An 18,869-nucleotide genomic window follows, 5' to 3' on the forward strand; every position below is an offset into this window, starting at 1 on the left:
CCATGTCTGCCTTCAACGCCGTTGAAAAAGGCGCCGCCGCGATTGGCGCCCACCTGGTCCGCGACGTCAGCCTGCCGGCCCTGGTGCTGCACCGTGACGCCCTGGAACACAACATTCGCTGGATGCAAGCGTTTGTCAGCAACAGCGGCGCAGAACTCGCGCCCCATGGTAAAACCAGCATGATGCCCGCGCTGTTCCAGCGCCAGATCGCCCAAGGCGCCTGGGGTATTACCCTGGCCAATGCGGTGCAGACCCGCGCCGCCTACGCCGGTGGCGTGCGCCGCGTGTTGATGGCCAACCAATTGGTTGGTGCGCCGAACATGGCGTTGATTGCCGACCTGTTGGCCGATCCTGATTTCGACTTCCACTGCATGGTCGACCACCCGGACAACGTCGCCGACCTGGGCCTGTTCTTCGCTGCCCGTGGCTTGCGCCTGAACGTGATGATCGAATACGGCGTGGTCGGCGGCCGTTGCGGTTGCCGCAGCGAGCAGGACGTGCGCGAACTCGCCAAGGCGATCAAGGCCCAGCCGGCCCTGGCCCTTACCGGTATTGAAGGCTATGAAGGCGTGATCCACGGTGAACATGCCATCAGCGGCATCCGCGAGTTCGCCGCCAGCCTGGTGCGATTGGCCGTGGACCTGCAAAACAACGGCTCTTTCGACCTGCCCAAGCCCATCATCACCGCATCGGGGTCGGCCTGGTACGACCTGATCGCCGAGTCCTTCGAAACGCAAAACGCCGCCGGCCGTTTCCTCAGCGTGTTGCGCCCGGGCAGCTACGTGGCCCACGACCACGGTATCTACAAAGACGCGCAATGCTGCGTGCTCGACCGCCGCAGCGACCTCAATGAAGGCCTGCGCCCTGCGTTGGAAGTCTGGGCGCATGTGCAATCGTTGCCCGAGCCTGGCTTTGCCGTGATTGCCCTGGGCAAGCGCGACGTGGCCTACGACGCCGGGTTGCCGGTGCCGCTCAAACGCTACAAGGCCGGTATCCTGCCCGCCGAAGGCGATGACGTGACCGCGTGCAAAGTCACGGCGGTGATGGACCAGCATGCGTTCATGACGGTGGCGCCAGGGGTTGAGTTGCGTATCGGTGACATCATCTCGTTCGGCACCTCGCACCCTTGCCTGACCTTCGACAAATGGCAAGTGGGCTGCCTGGTGGATGAGCAGTTGCAGGTGATCGAGTCGCTGCATACCTGCTTCTAGACCGAGTCGCGGCCATCGCAGGCAAGCCAGCTCCCACATTGACCGCGTTGTATCTGAAGGAATGCAGTCAACTGTGAGAGCGGGCTTGCTCGCGAAGGAGCCATCAGCCACACCAGAGATTAGCGGCCATCGCAGGCAAGCCAGCTCCCACATTGACCGCGTTGTATCTGAAGGAATGCAGTCAACCGTGGGAGCGGGCTTGCCCGCGAAGGGGCCATCAGCCACACCAGAGATTAGCGGCCATCGCAGGCAAGCCAGCTCCCACATTGACCGCGTTGTATCTGAAGGAATGCAGTCAACCGTGGGAGCGGGCTTGCCCGCGAAGGGGCCATCAGCCACACCAGAGATTAGCGGCCATCGCAGGCAAGCCGGTTCCCACATTGACCGCGTTGTATCTGAAGGAATGCAGTCAACTGTGGGAGCGGGCTTGCTCGCGAAGGGGCCATCAGCCACACCAGAGATTAGCGGCCATCGCAGGCAAGCCAGCTCCCACATTGACCGCGTTGTATCTGAAGGAATGCAGTCAACCGTGGGAGCGGGCTTGCTCGCGAAGGGGCCATCAGCCACACCAGAGATTAGCGGCCATCGCAGGCAAGCCGGTTCCCACATTGACCGCGTTGTATCTGAAGGAATGCAGTCAACTGTGGGAGCGGGCTTGCTCGCGAAGGGGCCATCAGCCACACCAGAGATTAGCGGCCATCGCAGGCAAGCCAGCTCCCACATTGACCGCGTTGTATCTGAAGGAATGCAGTCAACTGTGGGAGCGGGCTTGCCCGCGAAGGGGTCATCAGCCACACCAGAGATTAAAGGCATGAACACACAACCGCGCATCGCCCTGATCGGCGAATGCATGATCGAACTGCAGCACCGCGCCGACGGCAGCCTGCATCAGAGCTTCGGCGGCGACACCCTGAACACGGCGGTGTACCTGCGCCGCGAGCTGGGCGCTGTCGGCACGGTCGACTACGTCACCGCGTTGGGCGATGACAGTTTCAGCGATGCCATGTGCCAACAGTGGCGCGACGAAGGCCTGGGCCTGGACAGGGTTCAGCGCTTGCCCGGCCGTTTGCCGGGGTTGTATTGCATCCAGACGGACGCCAACGGCGAACGCAAATTCCTCTATTGGCGCAATGAAGCCGCAGTGCGTGATTGCTTCACCACGCCGGCCGCCGAACCGATCCTGGCGGCCTTGCCGGATTACGCCGTGGTGTATTTCAGCGGTATCACCCTGGCGGTGCTCGGTGAAATCGGGCGTGAGCGCTTACTGCAAAGCCTGATTGAAACCCGCCGGCGCGGCGGCAAGGTGGTGTTCGACAACAACTACCGGCCGCGTCTGTGGGCCAGTGTCGAGGCGGCGCGCGCGGCGTATCACACGGTGTTGGCCGAGGTGGATATCGCCTTGCTGACCGAGGATGACGAACGTGCATTGTTTGGGTATGCCGACACTGAGCAGGTGTTTGCGGCGTACCCGGGCATTGAGGAAGTGGTGCTCAAGCGTGGGGCGGATGCGTGTTTGATCCGTTGCGCAGGCGAGCGCTTTGCCGTGCCGGCGTTGCAGGTCGAGCAGGTGGTGGATACGACGGCGGCGGGGGATTCGTTCAGTGCGGCGTATTTGGCCAGTCGGCTGAAGGGTGGTTCGCCAGAGGCGGCGGCCTTGGCTGGGCATCGGTTGGCGAGCCGGGTGATTCAAGTACCGGGTGCACTGATCCCAAGATAGTCGGTGAATGGCCGCCTGCGGCGGTTCGCGAGCAAGCCCGGCTCCCACATTGACGGCATTCCTTCAGTTGAAATGCAATCAAATGTGGGAGCGGGCTTGCTCGCGAAAGCGGTCTAACGCCAAACCCTCAGTCGCGGTAAAACACCTGCACCAGGTGATAGCCAAACTTGCTCTTGATTGGCCCGTGCACCACCTTCACCGGCTTTTTGAAGATCACCGCATCAATCGCCCCGACCATCTGCCCTGGCCGCACTTCACCCAAATCACCGCCGCGCTTGCCGGACGGGCAGGTCGAGTATTTCTTGGCCAGCACATCAAACGCTTCGCCCTTGGCAATGCGCTGCTTGAGCTGTTCGGCTTCTTCGCTGGTCTTCACCAGAATGTGACGGGCTTGGGCTTTCATTGATTTCTACCAGGTGTGCGGCGGCGCGCGATTATGCCTGAACTCATTCGTCGACGCTGATCATGCTGCGGATTTTTGTCGCCAGCAGGTCAATGGAAAACGGCTTGGCGACCATGTCCATGCCGTCCTCCAGGAAGCCCTGGCGCTCGGCGGCTTTTTCGGCGTAACCGGTCATGAACAACACGCGCAGGCCCGGCCGGTGCTGACGGGCGATTTCCGCCAGTTGTCGGCCGTTCATGCCCGGCAGGCCGACGTCGGTCACCAGCAGGTCCACGCGCAAATCCGACTCCAGCAACGGCAGCGCCGTGCGTGCGTCCGCGGCCTGGTGTGCGGTGTAACCCAACTCATCCAGCACATTGATCACCAGCATGCGCACCGCCGGGTCATCCTCGACCACCACCACCGACTCACCGGCCAGCGCCAACGGGGCTTCGCTCAGATGTTGCGGCAGGTGGCTTTCCAGGGCGGTGCCATGCAGGCGCGGCAGGTACAGGCGCACGCAGGTGCCTTGGCCGGGTTCGCTTTGAATCGTCACGTGGCCACCGGATTGCTGGGCAAACCCATAGATCATCGACAGCCCAAGGCCTGTGCCCTGGCCGATAGGCTTGGTGGTGAAAAACGGGTCGAACGCCTTGGCCAGGATCTTCGGTGCCATGCCGGTGCCGTTGTCGCACACGCCCAGCATCACGTAGTCGCCGGCCTTCACCGGTTCGAGGGTGGTGATATCGCTGCCATCGAGGTAGCTGTTGGCGGTTTCGATCAGCAATTCGCCGCCGTCGGGCATCGCGTCGCGCGCGTTGATCACCAGGTTGAGCAGGGCGTTTTCCAACTGGCTGGCATCGGTATTCACGGGCCAGATATCGCGGCCCAGTTGCACCTTGAGCGTGATATGCGCGCCCTTGGTTCGCCGGAACAAATCTTCCAGGGACACCACCAGCTGGTTCGGATCAAGCGGGCGGCGGTCCAGCGACTGGCGGCGGGAGAACGCCAGCAGCCGATGGGTGAGGGCGGCCGCGCGATGGGCGGAAGACACCGCGGCGTCGGTAAAGCGGCCGATTTCGTCGCTGCGCCCGGCACTGATATAGCGCTGCATCAGGTCCAGGCTGCCGATAATCCCGGTCAGCATATTGTTGAAATCATGGGCAATGCCGCCGGTAAGCTGGCCCACGGCTTCCATTTTCTGCGCATGACGCAGCGCATCTTCGGCGCGCTCGCGTTCAAACATTTCGTTTTGCAAGCGCTGGTTGGCCTCCGCCAGCGCCTGTGTGCGCTGGGCGACGCGCTCTTCCAGGTTCTCGTTGAGGTGCCGCAAGGCCTCTTCGGTGAGTTTGCGTTCGGTCTCATCGATGACAAAGATATAGAAACCGTTCACCGAGCCGTCATTGCTGAAGCGTGGCAGGTACTTCATCAACGCGTGGCGCGGCCGGCCGTCGTGATGCGGCGTAACGGTCATGAAGCTGCAGGCCTTGCCCTTGAGCGCGGCAGCGATCTTGTCTTCGCGACCGGCATACAACTCGTCGCCGATCACCTCACGGATGGTTTTGCCGTACAGCTCCTGGGGCGTCATGCCATACCAGTCCAGGTAGGCGCTGTTGTTCAGGCGAAAGCGCTGTTCGTGGTCGACGTAGCCAATCAGCACCGGCATGGCGTTAATGATCAATTGCAGCTCGGTCTGGCTTTGGCGCAGCGCGTGCTCGGTGTGTTTGCGTTCGGTCAGGTCCAGCGCGGCGCCAAGGAAGCGTGCCGGGCGGCCTTGCGGGTCTTTGTAGCAGCGACCACGGGCGAACACCCAGCGCACCTGGCCATCGGCTTGCAGCAAGCGGTATTCCTCGGCGTATTCGGTGCCGAAAGTGATGCAGTGCTTGATGCTGCGCGCCACCATGCCGCGGTCTTCGGGATGGACGCCTTGCAGGTAGTCGCTGATGGGCAGCAGGCCGGCGTCACTCGGGTCGACGCCATGCAAATAGGCGAAGTGGGCGTCGGCGATAAAGCGGTCTTCGCCGATGTCCCAATCCCACGTACCTACCGCATCGGTGGCGGCCAGCGCCAATTGCAGACGTTGTTCGGTGCTGTGCTGGGCCTTGAGGCTGTCATCGGAGCGCTGTTGCAGTTCGATGGCTTTGCTGCGGCGCTCGTTGGTTTCGATGGCGGTGACCAGAATACCGGCGACGGCGCCGCTTTCGTCGCGGACCGGGCTGTAGGTCAGGTCGAGCCAGATTTCGGTGTCGCGGTGGTTGCGTTGCAGGACGAAGCGCTGTTCGGTGAACGTGCGCACCTGGCCGGTGAGGACGGCGTCGTAGATCGGGGCGGTGAAGCTCGCCAGCTCCGGCCAGCTCTCATGCGCGGGTTGGCCCATGGCGCCGGGGTGTTTGTTGCCCGCGAGCGCGGCGAAGCCGTCGTTGTAGAGCTGCGTGAGCTGGCTGCCCCACAGCAGGAGCATCGGCATCGGCGAGTGGACCACGATATCGACGGCTGTGCGCAGGCTTTGCGGCCAGTCATCGGCCTCACCGAGGGGGCTTTGCGCCCAGTCCAGCCGCGCAATCAATGCAACGGCTTCGCTTCCGGTGGATGTTACTTTCATGAAAAAGCCCTAAACCCGACACTTTGAAATACGACAAAGCCGATTATCCCGCGACACGGGAACGGCTGACTACCCCTCGAAAAATAGCATGCATTGGGGTTTTGTCTTCAAATGAGTGCTTACAGGCTGAAACCTTTCATCCTTGTGCCAGCTCCGGGCGGTCACGAAACTGTGCCAGTGCCTCCGGGTTCGCCAACGCGTCAGTGTTTTTTACCGGCTCACCGTGCACCACGTTGCGCACCGCCAGTTCGACGATCTTGCCGCTGATGGTGCGCGGGATATCGCTGACGGCGAGGATCTTCGCCGGCACATGGCGCGGCGTGGTGTTGGCGCGAATCACCTGGCGAATCTGTTGCTCCAGGGCGTCATCCAGTTCAATGCCGTCATTGAGGCGCACAAACAGCACCACCCGCACATCGTCCTGCCAGCGTTGGCCGATGGCCAGGCTTTCCAGGACCTGCGGGACCTTTTCCACCTGGCGATAAATTTCCGCCGTGCCGATGCGCACGCCACCCGGGTTGAGCACCGCATCGGAGCGACCATGGATCAACAGGCTGCCATTGGGGCGCTGTTCGGCGTAGTCGCCCTGGGCCCATACACCGGGAAACTGGCTGAAATAAGACGCGCGCAGTTTCTGCTGATCCGGGTCATTCCAGAGCCCGATCGGCATCGCCGGAAAATGCCGAGTGCAGACCAGTTCGCCTTTTTCCCCAATCAATGGCTGGCCCTGGTCGTCCCACACTTCGATAGCCATTGCCAGGCTCTTGCACTGCATTTCACCGCGCCGTACCGGTAGCACCGGGTTGCCGATGACAAAGCAGGAGACGATATCGGTGCCGCCCGACATCGACGACAGGCACAGCTCGCCTTTGATGTCGCGGTACACGTAGTCGTAGCTCTGCGGCGACAGCGGCGAGCCAGTCGAAATCAGCCCTTTGAGGCTGCTCAAATCATGACTCAGGCGCGGTTGCAGGCCGGCTTTTTCCAGCGTGGCGAGGAATTTCGGGCTGGTGCCGAATACGCTGATTTTCTCCGCATCGATCAGGTCGATCAGCCGTTCGGGGCCCGGGTGAAAGGGCGAACCGTCATACAGTACGGCCGTCGCGCCGAGGGCCAGCACCGACACCAGCCAGTTCCACATCATCCAGCCGCACGTGGTGTAGTAAAAGAGGCAGTCAGCCCGCGACAGGTCGGCATGCAGACCGTGTTCCTTGAGGTGCGTGAGCAGCACGCCGCCGGTGCCGTGGATGATGCACTTGGGCACGCCGGTGGTGCCGCTGGAATAGAGGATGTACAGCGGGTGATTGAACGGCACGGCGACAAACTCAGGTTCGCCGCCAGGTTGATAGAAGTCGCTCCACAGCGCGACCCTGGCCTGGGTCTGATAGTCCTCGGCTGTCGCCTGCGGCCGGGCATACGGCACGATGATCAACTGTTGCAGGGAGGGCAGGCGTGCAAGGATTTCATTCAGCTTGGTGCTTTGGTCGATGGTCTTGCCGGCGTAGCGATAACCCGCGCAGGTGATCAGCACCTTGGGTTCGATCTGGCCGAAACGGTCGATCACGCCTTGGGTGCCGAAGTCCGGCGATGAACAGGACCAGATCGCACCGAGGCTGGTGGTGGCGAGCATGCCGACCAGGGTTTGCCAGGTGTTGGGCATGCACGCGGCCACGCGGTCGCCCACGCCGACACCCGCTGCGCGCAGGCTGTTTTGCAGGCCGGCGACGTGGGTAGCCAGTTCGGCGTAGGTCAGTTGTTCGCGCTGGCCGTCTTCGCTGATAGCGACCACCGCCGGGTGATCATCGCGGCGGCGCAGCAAATGTTCGGCAAAGTTCAGGGTAGCGTCAGGGAACCACTGGGCGCTGGGCATTTCACGGTCTTCGATCAGCGTCACCGAGGGCGGGCTGCGAAATTGCACGTCAAAGAACGCGACGATGGCCTGCCAGAAGTCGGGGCGCTGGTCGATGCTCCACTGGTGCAGGGCCGGGTAGTCCGGCAACTGAACGCTGTAGCGGCCGTTGATGAAGCGTCGGAACTGGTCCATCCGCGTGTTGGCGATGCGTTCGGGGGAGGGTTGCCAGAGGATCTCGGACATTGCGCAATCTCTTGTTCTTAGATGAAATCTACCCAACAACACTGAGCCAATGTGGGAGCAGGCTTGCTCGCGAATGCGGTGGGTCAGTTACAAACTTGCTGGCTGACACTCCGCCTTCGCGAGCAAGCCCGCTCCCACATTTTAAATCTCCTGCGTTTGGAATAGCGGGGCTTACTGAGCCAGCCAGCCGCCATCGATATTCCACGCCGCGCCGCGCACCTGGGCGCCGGCCTCGCTGCACAGAAACAACACCAACTCACCCAGCTGCGGCGGCGTCACGAACTCCAGCGACGGCTGTTTCTCCGCGAGCAAATCATGCTGCGCCTGCTGTGGATCAACACCGTTGGCCGCACGGTCATCAATCTGCTTCTGCACCAGCGGCGTCAGCACCCACCCAGGGCAGATGGCGTTGCAGGTGACGTTGGTGGTGGCGGTCTCCAGGCCCACCACTTTGGTCAGGCCGATCACGCCATGCTTGGCCGCCACGTACGCGGCCTTACCCACCGAACCGACCAGGCCATGCACCGAGGCGATATTGACGATACGCCCCCAGCCTTTGGCTTTCATGCCCGGCAGGCTCAAGCGCGTGCTGTGGAATACCGACGACAGGTTGATCGCGATGATCGAATCCCAGCGTTCCACCGGGAAATCCTCCACCGCCGACACATGCTGAATGCCGGCGTTATTGACCAATATATCCACGCCACCGAACTCGCGCTCGGCATAGGCCAGCATGTCGGCGATCTGCGCCGGGTCGCTGACGTCTGCCGGGTGATGGCCGACTTTGCCGCCGAACGCCTGCACCTGGGTGACCACCGCGCTGGCGTCGCCGAAGCCGTTGAGGATCAGGTTGGCGCCGGCCTTGGCCAGGCTCAGCGCTATGCCCAAGCCGATGCCGCTGGTGGAGCCGGTGACCAGGGCGGTCTTGCCGTTCAAGTTCGTCATGTAAACCTCACACAATGCCGGTGGCGTAGAAAGTACCGATCACCACGAACACCGCGAGGGTCTTGATAATCGTGATGCCGAAAATATCCTTGTAGGCTTCGCGGTGGGTCAGGCCGGTCACCGCCAGCAGCGTAATCACCGCGCCGTTGTGGGGCAGGGTGTCCATGCCGCCGCTGGCCATGGCCGCGACCCGGTGCAGCACTTCAAGAGGGATATTGGCCGCATGGGCCGCCGAAATAAAGCTCTCGGACATCGCCGCCAGGGCGATGCTCATGCCGCCCGAGGCGGAACCGGTGATACCGGCCAGCAGGGTCACGGTGATCGCTTCGTTGACCAGCGGATTGGGGATGCCCTTGAGCCAGTCCGCCAGCACCAGAAAGCCCGGTAGCGAGGCGATGACCGCACCAAAGCCATATTCCGACGCGGTGTTCATCGCCGCCAGCAGCGCACCGCTTACCGCGCTTTTACTGCCTTCGGCGAGCTTGTCGCGAATCGCCGACCAGCCGAACACCAGCACCATGACGATACCCACCAGCAACGCCGCCTGCACCGCCCAGATCGCCGTGAGCTTGGCGATCTCGGTGGTCACCGGCGCGCTCATGCCCGGCAAGCTCAGGCTGTGGGTCTTGCCATACCACTGCGGAATCCAGTGGGTGAACAGCAGGTTCATCACGCCCACCAGAATCAGCGGTGACAGTGCGACCCATGGGTTGGGCAAGGTGAGGTTTTCAGCGGTTTCCGGCTCGTTACGCAGCTCGGTGCCATAGCCTTCGCCGGCTCGTTGCGCCTTGTTGCGCTGGCGCGCCAGGTAGAGCATGCCGGTGCAGAACACGAAGATGGTGCCGATCAAGCCCAGCCACGGCGCAGCCCAGGCGGTGGTATTGAAGAACGTGCTGGGGATGATGTTCTGGATCTGCGGCGTGCCCGGCAGGGCGTCCATGGTGAACGAGAACGCGCCGAGGGCGATGGTCGCGGGGATCAGGCGCTTGGGGATATTGCTCTGGCGGAACATCTCTGCTGCGAACGGGTAAACCGCAAACACCACCACAAACAAGGACACGCCGCCGTAGGTGAGCAGGGCGCAGACCAGCACGATCACCAGCATCGCCTGGCGTGTGCCGAGCAAACGGATCGCGGCGGCAACAATCGAGCGCGAAAAGCCCGACAGCTCGATCAGCTTGCCGAACACCGCGCCGAGCAGGAACACCGGGAAATACAGTTTGATAAAGCCGACCATTTTTTCCATGAACACCCCGGTAAAGGCAGGGGCGACGGCGGACGGGTCGGTGAGCAGCACGGCGCCGAGGGCGGCGATGGGGGCAAACAGGATGACGCTGTAGCCACGGTAGGCCGCCAGCATCAGCAGCGCGAGGGCTGCCAGGGCAATGATCACACTCATGGTGTGTCTCCAAATCGGATTGTTATTGTTGTGGGGTGGTGCTTTGGAGAGGGGCTATAGCGAGATGTGTGCCAACACGTTAACGCGTTGAAATATAAGAATATTATTTGATTTTAGATCGGTGGGTCAGAATTTTGTCTCTATCTAGAGACAGGTGAAGACCCAATGTGGGAGCGGGCTTGCTCGCGAAAGCGGTGTGTCAGTGCTAGATGAGCTGGCTGAAATACCGCATTCGCGAGCAAGCCCGCTCCCACATTAGATTGTCTTCATAGATAGAATTATTTCTCTGTTTTGAGACTAGGCGATGCCAAGGGCAACCATTTTCTTGTACAGGGTCGACCTACCCAGCCCCAACCGCTTGGCCGCGTCCACCACATTGCCTTCACAGGCCTTCAGCGCCGCTGCAATCAGCTGCCGATCAAACCGCTCCCGCGCCGCCGCAAACGTCTCGCCCTCGAGCGTTTCCACCGCGTCACGCTGCACCGGGCTAAACGTCCCAATCGCCGCGCGAATCTCCCTGGCATCCAGCACCAGGTCATCACTCAACAACGCTGCGCGTTCCAGCACATTGCGCAACTCACGGATATTCCCCGGCCACGCATGTTGCGCCAACAGCGCGAGGGCCTCGCGGTCCAGTTCGTGCTGGCTGCGCAGCTCTTCAAGAATCGCCTCGCTCAACGCCGGAATATCATCCAGTCGCTCCCTCAAGGGCGGCACCTGGATCGGCAGCACATTCAGCCGGTAATACAAATCCGCACGGAACTCACCGCGCTTGATCGCCGCCTCCAGGTCCATGGACGTGGCGGCAATCACCCGCACATCGCTATGCAGCATGTCGTTGGAGCCTACCGCTTCGTATTCCTTCTCCTGCAACACCCGCAGCAGTTTGCTTTGCAGCGGCAGCGGCATATCACCGATTTCATCGAGAAACAGCGTGCCGCCCTGGGCGATCTGCAACTTACCCGGGCGGCCCTTGCGGTCGGCCCCGGTAAACGCGCCCGGCGCGGTGCCGAAAAACTCGGCTTCGAGCAGGTCATGGGGAATCGCGGCGCTGTTGATACTGACGAAGGCTTTGTGCGCACGCGGCGAGGCGCCATGGATCGCCTGGGCCAGCAGCTCTTTGCCGGTGCCGGTTTCGCCCAGCAGCAACACCGGTGACTCGGCGCTCGCACTGCGCCGCGCTCGGCGCTTGACTTCCAGGCTGGCCGCGCTGGTGCCGATAAAGTGCGCGAAGTTGTATTTGCTCTGCCGCGAACGCAGCAACGAACGCGTGGAAGCAAGCTCCTGCTGCATGCTGAGGTAGCGCTCGATCAGTGGCGACAGGTTGCGCAGCTCATCAAACAACGCAAACCCAATTGCACCAATCACCGCGCCGGCATCGTCGTGAATCGGCAGGCGCATCACCACCAGCGGGCCCTTGGGCGTGTCCTGGATATCCAGCAAAATCGGCTGATCGTTGCGCACGACCTGGCGCAACAAACTGTTGGCGATCACCTGCTCACAAGGCTGGCCGATGGCATCGTCGGCGCTTTTAAGCCCGAAACGCTTGGCGTAGCGCTCGTTCATCCACACGATATTCGCGTCACGGTCGACAATCACCGTGCCTTCGCTGGACTGCTCGATAATCTCGAACAGCGACTGGATAGCCAGGCCGCGAACCCGTTGGTAATCCTTGAGGCTTTCGTTGCTATTCATGCACCCGCCGCCAACACAAAATATGAAGAGGGCCGCGCTCCTACAAGGGAATATGCGCTGCCGCCAGAAGCTCTTTGGTGTACGCGTGCTGCGGCGCTTCGAACACATCATGGCTCGCGCCGCGCTCCACCACCTTGCCATCCTTGATCACGATCATGTCGTGGGCCATGGCGCGTACTACCGCCAGGTCATGGCTGATAAACAGGTAGGTCAGGCCGTATTTCTCTTGCAGTTCGCGCAGTAACGCCACGACCTGCTTTTGCACTGTGCGGTCGAGGGCGGACGTGGGTTCGTCCAGCAACATCAGCGCCGGCTTGAGCACCAAGGCGCGGGCGATGGCGATGCGTTGGCGCTGCCCGCCGGAAAACTCATGGGGGTAACGATGACGGCTGGCGGGGTCGAGGCCCACATCCTTGAGCACCTGGATCACCTGCGCATCGCGGTCGGCCAGGCTGCACGGCGCGTGCACTTCCAGGCCTTCGCTGATGATCTGCTGCACCGACATACGCGGGCTGAGGCTGCCGAACGGGTCCTGGAACACCACCTGCATCTGCTTGCGCCACGGGCGCATTTGCTGGTTGTTCAGGGGGTCGAGGGCTTCGCCCTGGAAGCGGATGCTGCCGGTGGAATCCAGCAAACGCAGGATCGCCTGGCCCAGGGTCGACTTGCCTGAACCGGACTCGCCGACAATCCCCAGGGTCTTGCCGCGCTGCACGCTGAGGCTGATGCCGTCCACTGCGCGCAGGTAAGTTTTGCGCCGGAACAGCCCGCCGCCGAGGGGGAATTGCACGGTCAGGTTGTCGACCTGCAACACCGTCTCGCGTTCGTCGTTGCACAGCGCGCTGCCGGCAGGCTCGGCATCCAGCAGCAGGCGGCTGTAAGGATGCTGCGGTGCGTTGAACAGCGTCTGGCAGTCGGCCTGCTCGACAATCTCACCGGCGCGCATCACGCACACGCGTTGGGCAATGCTGCGCACCAGGTTGAGGTCATGGCTGATCAGCAGCAGCGACATGCCCAACCGTTGTTGCAGGGACTTGAGCAGCAGCAGGATCTTGCGCTGCACGGTCACGTCCAGCGCGGTGGTGGGTTCGTCGGCGATCAGCAGTTCCGGCTCGCAGGCCAGGGCCATGGCGATCATCACGCGCTGGCGCTGGCCGCCGGACAGCTGATGCGGATAGGCCTTGAGGCGCTCCTGGGGTTTCTGGATGCCCACCAGTTCAAGCAGTTCGAGGATGCGCGCCTGCGCCGCCTTGCCGCCCAGGCCCTTGTGCAACAGCAGGGTTTCGCCGATTTGCTTTTCGATGCTGTGCAACGGGTTGAGGGAGGTCATTGGCTCCTGGAAGATCATCGCAATGCGGTTGCCGCGCAGCTTTTGCAACGTGCTCGCCGACGCGCCGATCAACTCCTGGCCGCGGTACTTCACCGAGCCGGTGGTTTCGGTGCCGGCTTCGGGCAGCAATTGCAAAATCGAATGGGCCGTCACCGACTTGCCCGAGCCCGACTCGCCCACCAGTGCCAGGCACTCGCCGGGGCGGACATCCAGGCACAGTTTGCTCACCACGGTCTGGCCGCTGAAGGCGACGCTGAGGTCGCGGATTTCGATCAGGTTCATCTGCAGTCACTCATGAACGTGGGTCGAAGGCATCACGTAATGCCTCGCCAATAAAGACCAGCAGCGACAGGATCAGCGCCAGGGTGAAAAACGCCGTCAAGCCCAGCCACGGCGCTTGCAGGTTTTGCTTGCCCTGGGCAATCAGCTCGCCCAGCGACGCGCTGCCCGCCGGCATGCCGAAGCCGAGGAAATCCAGGGCGCTCAAGGTGGAAATCGCCCCGGTCAAAATAAACGGCAGGTAGCTCAGGGTGGCGGTCATGGCATTCGGCAGGATATGCCGGCGAATGATCTTGCCGTCGCCCAGGCCCAATGCGCGGGCGGCCTTGACGTATTCCAGGTTGCGCCCGCGCAGGAACTCGGCGCGCACCACGTCTACCAGGGCCAGCCAGGAAAACAGCGCCATGATCCCCAGCAGCCACCAGAAATTCGGCTCGACAAAGCCCGACAGAATGATCAGCAGGTAGAGCACCGGCAATCCGGACCAGACCTCCAATATGCGCTGGCCAAGCAGATCCACCCAGCCGCCGTAGTAACCCTGCAAGGCACCGGCGGCAATGCCGATGGCGGCGCTGATTGCCGTCAACGCCAGTGCAAACAGGATCGACACCCGTGCACCAAAGATCACCCGCGCCAGCACATCGCGCGACTGATCGTCGGTGCCCAGCCAGTTCACCGCCGAGGGTGGGCTGGGGGCAGGGCGGGTCAGTTCGTAGTTGGGCGTGTCATCGCTGAACGGGATCGGCGGGAACAGCATCCAGCCACCGTCCTGCTTGATCAGCTTTTGCACGTAGTCACTGCGGTAGTCGGCCTGGAACGGCAACTGGCCGCCGAACTGCTGTTCGGTGTAGCGCTTGAACACCGGAAAATACAGCTCGTTCTTGAAGCTGAGCACCAGCGGTTTGTCATTGGCGATCAATTCGCCGCCCAGGGTCAGGATAAACAGGCCGATAAACAGCCACAGCGACCACCAGCCGCGCCGGTTTTTCTTGAACCGCTCAAAACGCCGACGCGCCACCGGGGATAAATTAAGCATCAGGCGTTCCTCGCGGCGAAGTCGATACGCGGGTCCACCAGGGTGTAGCAGAGGTCACCGATGAGTTTTATCAAGAGCCCGAACAAGGTGAAGATAAACAGCGAGCCGAACACCACCGGGTAGTCACGGGACACGGCGGCCTCGTAGCTCATGCGGCCCAGGCCATCGAGGGAGAAGATCACTTCGATGAGCAGGGAACCGGCGAAAAACACGCTGATAAAGGCCTGGGGAATCCCCGAGATCACCAGCAGCATCGCGTTGCGGAACACATGGCCGTAGAGCACGCGTCGTTCGCTCAAGCCTTTGGCGCGGGCCGTGACCACATACTGGCGGGTGATTTCATTCAAGAATGAGTTCTTGGTGAGGATTGTCAGGGTGGCAAACCCGCCGATCACCAGCGCCGTGACCGGCAACACCAAGTGCCAGAAGTAGTCGGCGATCTTGCCGACGGTGCTGAGTTCATCGAAGTTCTCCGACACCAGCCCGCGCACCGGGAACCAGTTCAGCGACGTGCCACCAGCGAACAGCACAATCAGGAACATTGCAAACAGGAACGCCGGCATCGCGTAGCCGATGACGATGGCGGTGCTGCTCCACACGTCAAAGCTGCTGCCATGGCGCACGGCTTTGCGAATGCCCAGGGGGATCGACACCAGGTAGGTAATCAAGGTGGCCCATAAACCCAGGGAAATGGTCACCGGCATTTTTTCCAGGATCAGGTCGATCACGGTTTTGCCGCGGAAGAAGCTGTTGCCGAAGTCCAGTTGGGCGTAGTTCTTGAGCATCAACCACAGGCGTTCCGGGGCGGGCTTGTCGAAGCCGTATTGTTTTTCAATGTCCTTGATCAGTTTGGGGTCGAGGCCACGGCTGGCGCGTGAGCCGCTGATGCTTTCGCCGGAAGAACCGCCGATGCCGCCCCCGCCGATCCCTTGCAAGTGCGCGATAGCCTGTTCGACCGGCCCGCCGGGCGCGGCCTGTACGATCACGAAGTTCACCAGCAGGATGATCACCAGCGTCGGGATGATCAGCAGCAGGCGCCGCACGATATAGGCAAACATCAGCGTGTACCTGCGCGTTTTTTCAACTCGGCGTCCATTTGCTCATTCGTCAGTGGCGTGGGGCTGATTTCCCACCAGGTTTCCAGCGCTTCGTCGTTTTTGGCCGCGATGGCCGGGCGCCCGAAGCGGTTCCACCACGCGGCGGAGGTGCCGGGCGGGTAGTAATTCGGAATCCACAGGTAGCTCCATTGCAGCACACGGTCCAGGGCGTGGGCGTAGGTGAGCATCTGGGCGTGGGTGTTGGCCTTGACCAGGCCGTTGATCAGGGTGTCGACGGCCGGGTCTTTCAACACCATGTAGTTATTGGCGCCGGGGTCGTAGGCTGCCTGGGAGCCGAAGTAGTTATACAGCTCCATCCCGGGTGAGGTGGTCACCGGGAAGCCAATCACGATCATGTCGTAATCGCGCGCCATCATGCGGTTGACGTATTGCGAGGAGTCGATGCGGCGGATATTCAGGGTGATGCCGATCTGCGCGAGGTTGCGTTTGTACGGCAGCAACAGACGTTCCAGGCCCGGCTGGGCATTGAGGAAAGTGAATTCCAGCGGTTCGCCTTGGGCATTCACCAGCTTGTCGCCGTCCGGTGTCCAGCCGGCTTCTTCCAACAAGGCCAGGGCTTGTAACTGCTTGTCGCGGATCATGCCGCTGCCGTCGGTGATCGGCGCCTTGAAGACCTGGGTGAAGGCTTCGTCTGGAATCTGCCCGCGCAGGGGTTCGAGAATCGCCAGCTCTTCTTTGGTCGGCAATTGGCTCGCCGCCAGCTCGCTATTGGAGAAGTAGCTCTGCTGGCGGATGTACATATTGCGCATCATCTGGCGGTTGGCCCATTCGAAGTCCCACAGCATTGCCAGCGCCTGACGTACACGGCGGTCCTTGAACATCGGCTTTTGCACGTTGAACACATAGCCCTGGGCCGGTTGCGGCATCTCTTTGGCCAAGTGCGCGCGTTGCAGGCGGCCGTCGTCGAGGGCCGGGCCGTTGTAACCGATGGAATAACCGGTGGCGGAGAACTCGCGGTTGAAGTCGTAGGCGCCGCCGCGCAGCACCTGGCGGGCCACTTCGGTGTCGCCGAAATACTCCAGGCTCAGGTGATTGAAGTTGTACAGGCCACGGCTGACGGGCAAGTCCTTGCCCCACCAGTCAGGGTCGCGGGTAAAGGTGATGGTGCTGCCGGAGTCGATCTTGCTGATTTTGTACGGGCCGCTGCCCAGCGGGGCTTCATAGCCACCGCCATTGGCGAAATCACGGGTTTTCCACCAGTGTTCGGGGAATACTGGCAAGGTGGCGATATCCAGGGGCAGGGTGCGGTTTTCATTGCTGGAAAAGTCAAAACGCACCTGGCGCTCGCCTTCGACTTCGACGTGCTTGACGTCGGCGAACAGGGTGCGAAAGCGCAGGCTGCCTTGGGTCATCAGCAGGTCGAAGCTGTAGCGCACATCTTCGGCGGTGATCGGCTTGCCGTCGGCAAAACGCGCCTTGGGGTTGAGGTAGAAACGCAGCGACAGGCCGTCGTCCGAGCGTTCCATCTTCTCTGCAACCAGGCCGTAAACCGTGTAGGGCTCATCCAGCGAACGCTGGGCCAGCGGGGCGTACAGCCAGCCGTCGACCTGGGAGACGCCGATGCCTTTGTCGATATACGGCAACACATGGTCGAAACGCCCGATCTCGATGGCCGAGCGGCGCAGGCTGCCGCCTTTGGGGGCGTTAGGGTTGGCGTAGTCGAAATGGGTGAAACCGGCAGGGTATTTGGCGGGTTCACCGTATACGGTCAAGTAAGTTTGCGGGGCCGCAATCGCGGCGGTGCTGGCCATTAGAAGGGCCAGGGCAGTGCCGAAGAGTTTTAGGGAAAAAGCCAATCGCATTATCAGCCTTGAACGCCAGGTGAAGAAGAATAGGGACGGGTACGTTAACGGCTTAAGCGTCGCCCGTCACCCCATGCACAACGGCCCGCCAAAAGGCGGGCCGTTGTTTATAGCAGCAGCGCAGACTGGATCAGTCCTGGCGGCTGGTGACTTCCAGCAGGTGATAACCGAACTGGGTTTTCACCGGGCCTTGCACGGTGTTGACCGGGGCGCTGAAGACGACGGTGTCGAACTCTTTAACCATTTGGCCTGGGCCGAACGAGCCCAGGTTGCCGCCGTCGCGGCTGGATGGGCAGCTGGAGTTGGCTTTGGCGATTTCTGCGAAATCGGCGCCGCCTTCGATCTGGGCTTTGAGTTCGTTGCACTTGTCTTCAGTGGAAACGAGGATGTGACGGGCGGTGGCTTTGGCCATGGGGAGTAACTCCTTGATGTAAAAAGGGTGAGCCTACCGGATTGAGGCGTTTATTTCTTGGCAAAGTTCCAATGTTTTGTTGGGTGGGTGGGTGGGTGGTTGGCTGGTTGGGTGAGTACATATCCGTTGCTGCGGTAACGGCGGCTTAGGGTTCCGCCCTTACGGCGGGTCACTTTTTTACAAAGCGCCTAAAAAAGTAACCAAAAAACGCTTTGCCCCACCACTCGGTGCCTCGCCTGGGCTCGGCATGCCCGCACTCCGGCTTGAATCCGTGGGCCGCCGCAATGGGCCATCCCTGGCCCAGTGCGGCTAACCCGGCGTCCTGCCGGGTTACCCACGGATTCAAGCCTGCGTTCGGCCATCGTGGTTAACGGGGCCTGTCAGATCAAGATCAACAGCAGAGCACGGCGGCCTGGTAGCCGACCTGAGTGGTAGAAGCGAAAGCAGGGCAAAAGCACAGCAGAAGCAGAACTGCTTTTCTGTGGGAGCTGGCTTGCCTGCGATGCAGGCACCTCGGTACATCAGGCATACCCAATTGATGCCATCGCAGCGGTTCGGCGGTCCGACAAGCCAGCTCCCACATTGACCGAGTGCAGCCTGAAGAACAGCACACCTTCTGCCTGATGTACTGAGTTCAAAATGTGATTAACAGGGCCTGTCAGATCAAAATCAAAAGCAGAGCACGGCGGCCTGGTAGCCGACCTGAGTGGTAGAAGCGAAAACAGGGTAAAAGCAGGGCTGCTTTTCTGTGGGAGCTGGCTTGCCTGCGATGCAGGCACCTCGGTACATCAGGCATACCCAATTGATGCCATCGCAGCGGTTCGGCGGTCCGACAAGCCAGCTCCC

At 61.6% G+C, this 18,869-nt stretch carries 13 protein-coding genes; 2 read left to right on the forward strand and 11 right to left on the reverse strand.

The features are described 5' to 3' along the window. Positions 1-2: 2 nt before the first annotated feature. The gene (locus A7J50_RS11935) at positions 3-1,211 is read left to right on the forward strand and encodes an amino acid deaminase (protein WP_064451970.1); all 1,209 of its coding nucleotides are present in this window, start codon (positions 3-5) and stop codon (positions 1,209-1,211) included. 811 nt (positions 1,212-2,022) lie between these two features. Next, entirely contained in the window at positions 2,023-2,928 is a 906-nt protein-coding gene (locus A7J50_RS11940) for a sugar kinase (protein ID WP_064451971.1), read from the forward strand. Between the two features lie 127 nt (positions 2,929-3,055). On the opposite strand, the gene A7J50_RS11945 is transcribed toward A7J50_RS11940, so the two are convergent. The 11 genes from A7J50_RS11945 to A7J50_RS11995 all read right to left on the reverse strand — a co-directional run bounded on the left by A7J50_RS11945 (position 3,056) and on the right by A7J50_RS11995 (position 18,023). Beyond that, complete coding sequence (locus tag A7J50_RS11945) at positions 3,056-3,331, reverse strand: peptidylprolyl isomerase (RefSeq protein ID WP_003174397.1); 276 nt, start codon at positions 3,329-3,331, stop codon at positions 3,056-3,058. Positions 3,332-3,374: 43 nt separating this feature from the next. Next, positions 3,375-5,912, reverse strand: a complete 2,538-nt coding sequence (locus A7J50_RS11950; protein WP_064451972.1) for a PAS domain-containing protein — start codon at positions 5,910-5,912, stop codon at positions 3,375-3,377. A gap of 136 nt (positions 5,913-6,048) precedes the next feature. Continuing rightward, entirely contained in the window at positions 6,049-8,007 is a 1,959-nt protein-coding gene (locus tag A7J50_RS11955; RefSeq protein ID WP_064451973.1) for an acetoacetate--CoA ligase, read from the reverse strand. Positions 8,008-8,178: 171 nt separating this feature from the next. Then, the gene (locus tag A7J50_RS11960) at positions 8,179-8,952 is read right to left on the reverse strand and encodes a 3-hydroxybutyrate dehydrogenase (RefSeq protein WP_064451974.1); all 774 of its coding nucleotides are present in this window, start codon (positions 8,950-8,952) and stop codon (positions 8,179-8,181) included. Between the two features lie 7 nt (positions 8,953-8,959). Further along, positions 8,960-10,351 (reverse strand): GntP family permease, encoded by a 1,392-nt coding sequence (locus tag A7J50_RS11965; protein ID WP_064451975.1) that lies wholly within the window; start codon positions 10,349-10,351, stop codon positions 8,960-8,962. Between the two features lie 297 nt (positions 10,352-10,648). Continuing rightward, positions 10,649-12,046, reverse strand: coding sequence for a sigma-54 interaction domain-containing protein (locus A7J50_RS11970; RefSeq protein WP_064451976.1), 1,398 nt, complete (start codon positions 12,044-12,046; stop codon positions 10,649-10,651). 40 nt (positions 12,047-12,086) lie between these two features. Continuing rightward, entirely contained in the window at positions 12,087-13,658 is a 1,572-nt protein-coding gene (locus A7J50_RS11975; protein WP_064451977.1) for an ABC transporter ATP-binding protein, read from the reverse strand. 10 nt (positions 13,659-13,668) lie between these two features. Continuing rightward, on the reverse strand, positions 13,669-14,691 hold the full coding sequence (locus tag A7J50_RS11980) for an ABC transporter permease (RefSeq protein WP_043050504.1): 1,023 nt from the start codon (positions 14,689-14,691) through the stop codon (positions 13,669-13,671). Continuing rightward, positions 14,691-15,749 carry a microcin C ABC transporter permease YejB gene (locus tag A7J50_RS11985; RefSeq protein ID WP_064451978.1) on the reverse strand — a complete coding sequence of 353 codons (1,059 nt, stop codon included), beginning with the start codon at positions 15,747-15,749 and terminating at the stop codon, positions 14,691-14,693. The genes A7J50_RS11980 and A7J50_RS11985 overlap by 1 nt, the downstream gene beginning before the upstream one ends. Further along, positions 15,749-17,611 (reverse strand): extracellular solute-binding protein, encoded by a 1,863-nt coding sequence (locus A7J50_RS11990; protein ID WP_064451979.1) that lies wholly within the window; start codon positions 17,609-17,611, stop codon positions 15,749-15,751. Before A7J50_RS11990 ends, A7J50_RS11985 begins: the two co-directional genes overlap by 1 nt. A 130-nt stretch (positions 17,612-17,741) precedes the next feature. Continuing rightward, on the reverse strand, positions 17,742-18,023 hold the full coding sequence (locus A7J50_RS11995; protein WP_010210937.1) for a peptidylprolyl isomerase: 282 nt from the start codon (positions 18,021-18,023) through the stop codon (positions 17,742-17,744). Positions 18,024-18,869: the final 846 nt, after the last annotated feature.

The organism is Pseudomonas antarctica (assembly GCF_001647715.1).
Taxonomy (GTDB): domain Bacteria; phylum Pseudomonadota; class Gammaproteobacteria; order Pseudomonadales; family Pseudomonadaceae; genus Aquipseudomonas; species Aquipseudomonas antarctica_A.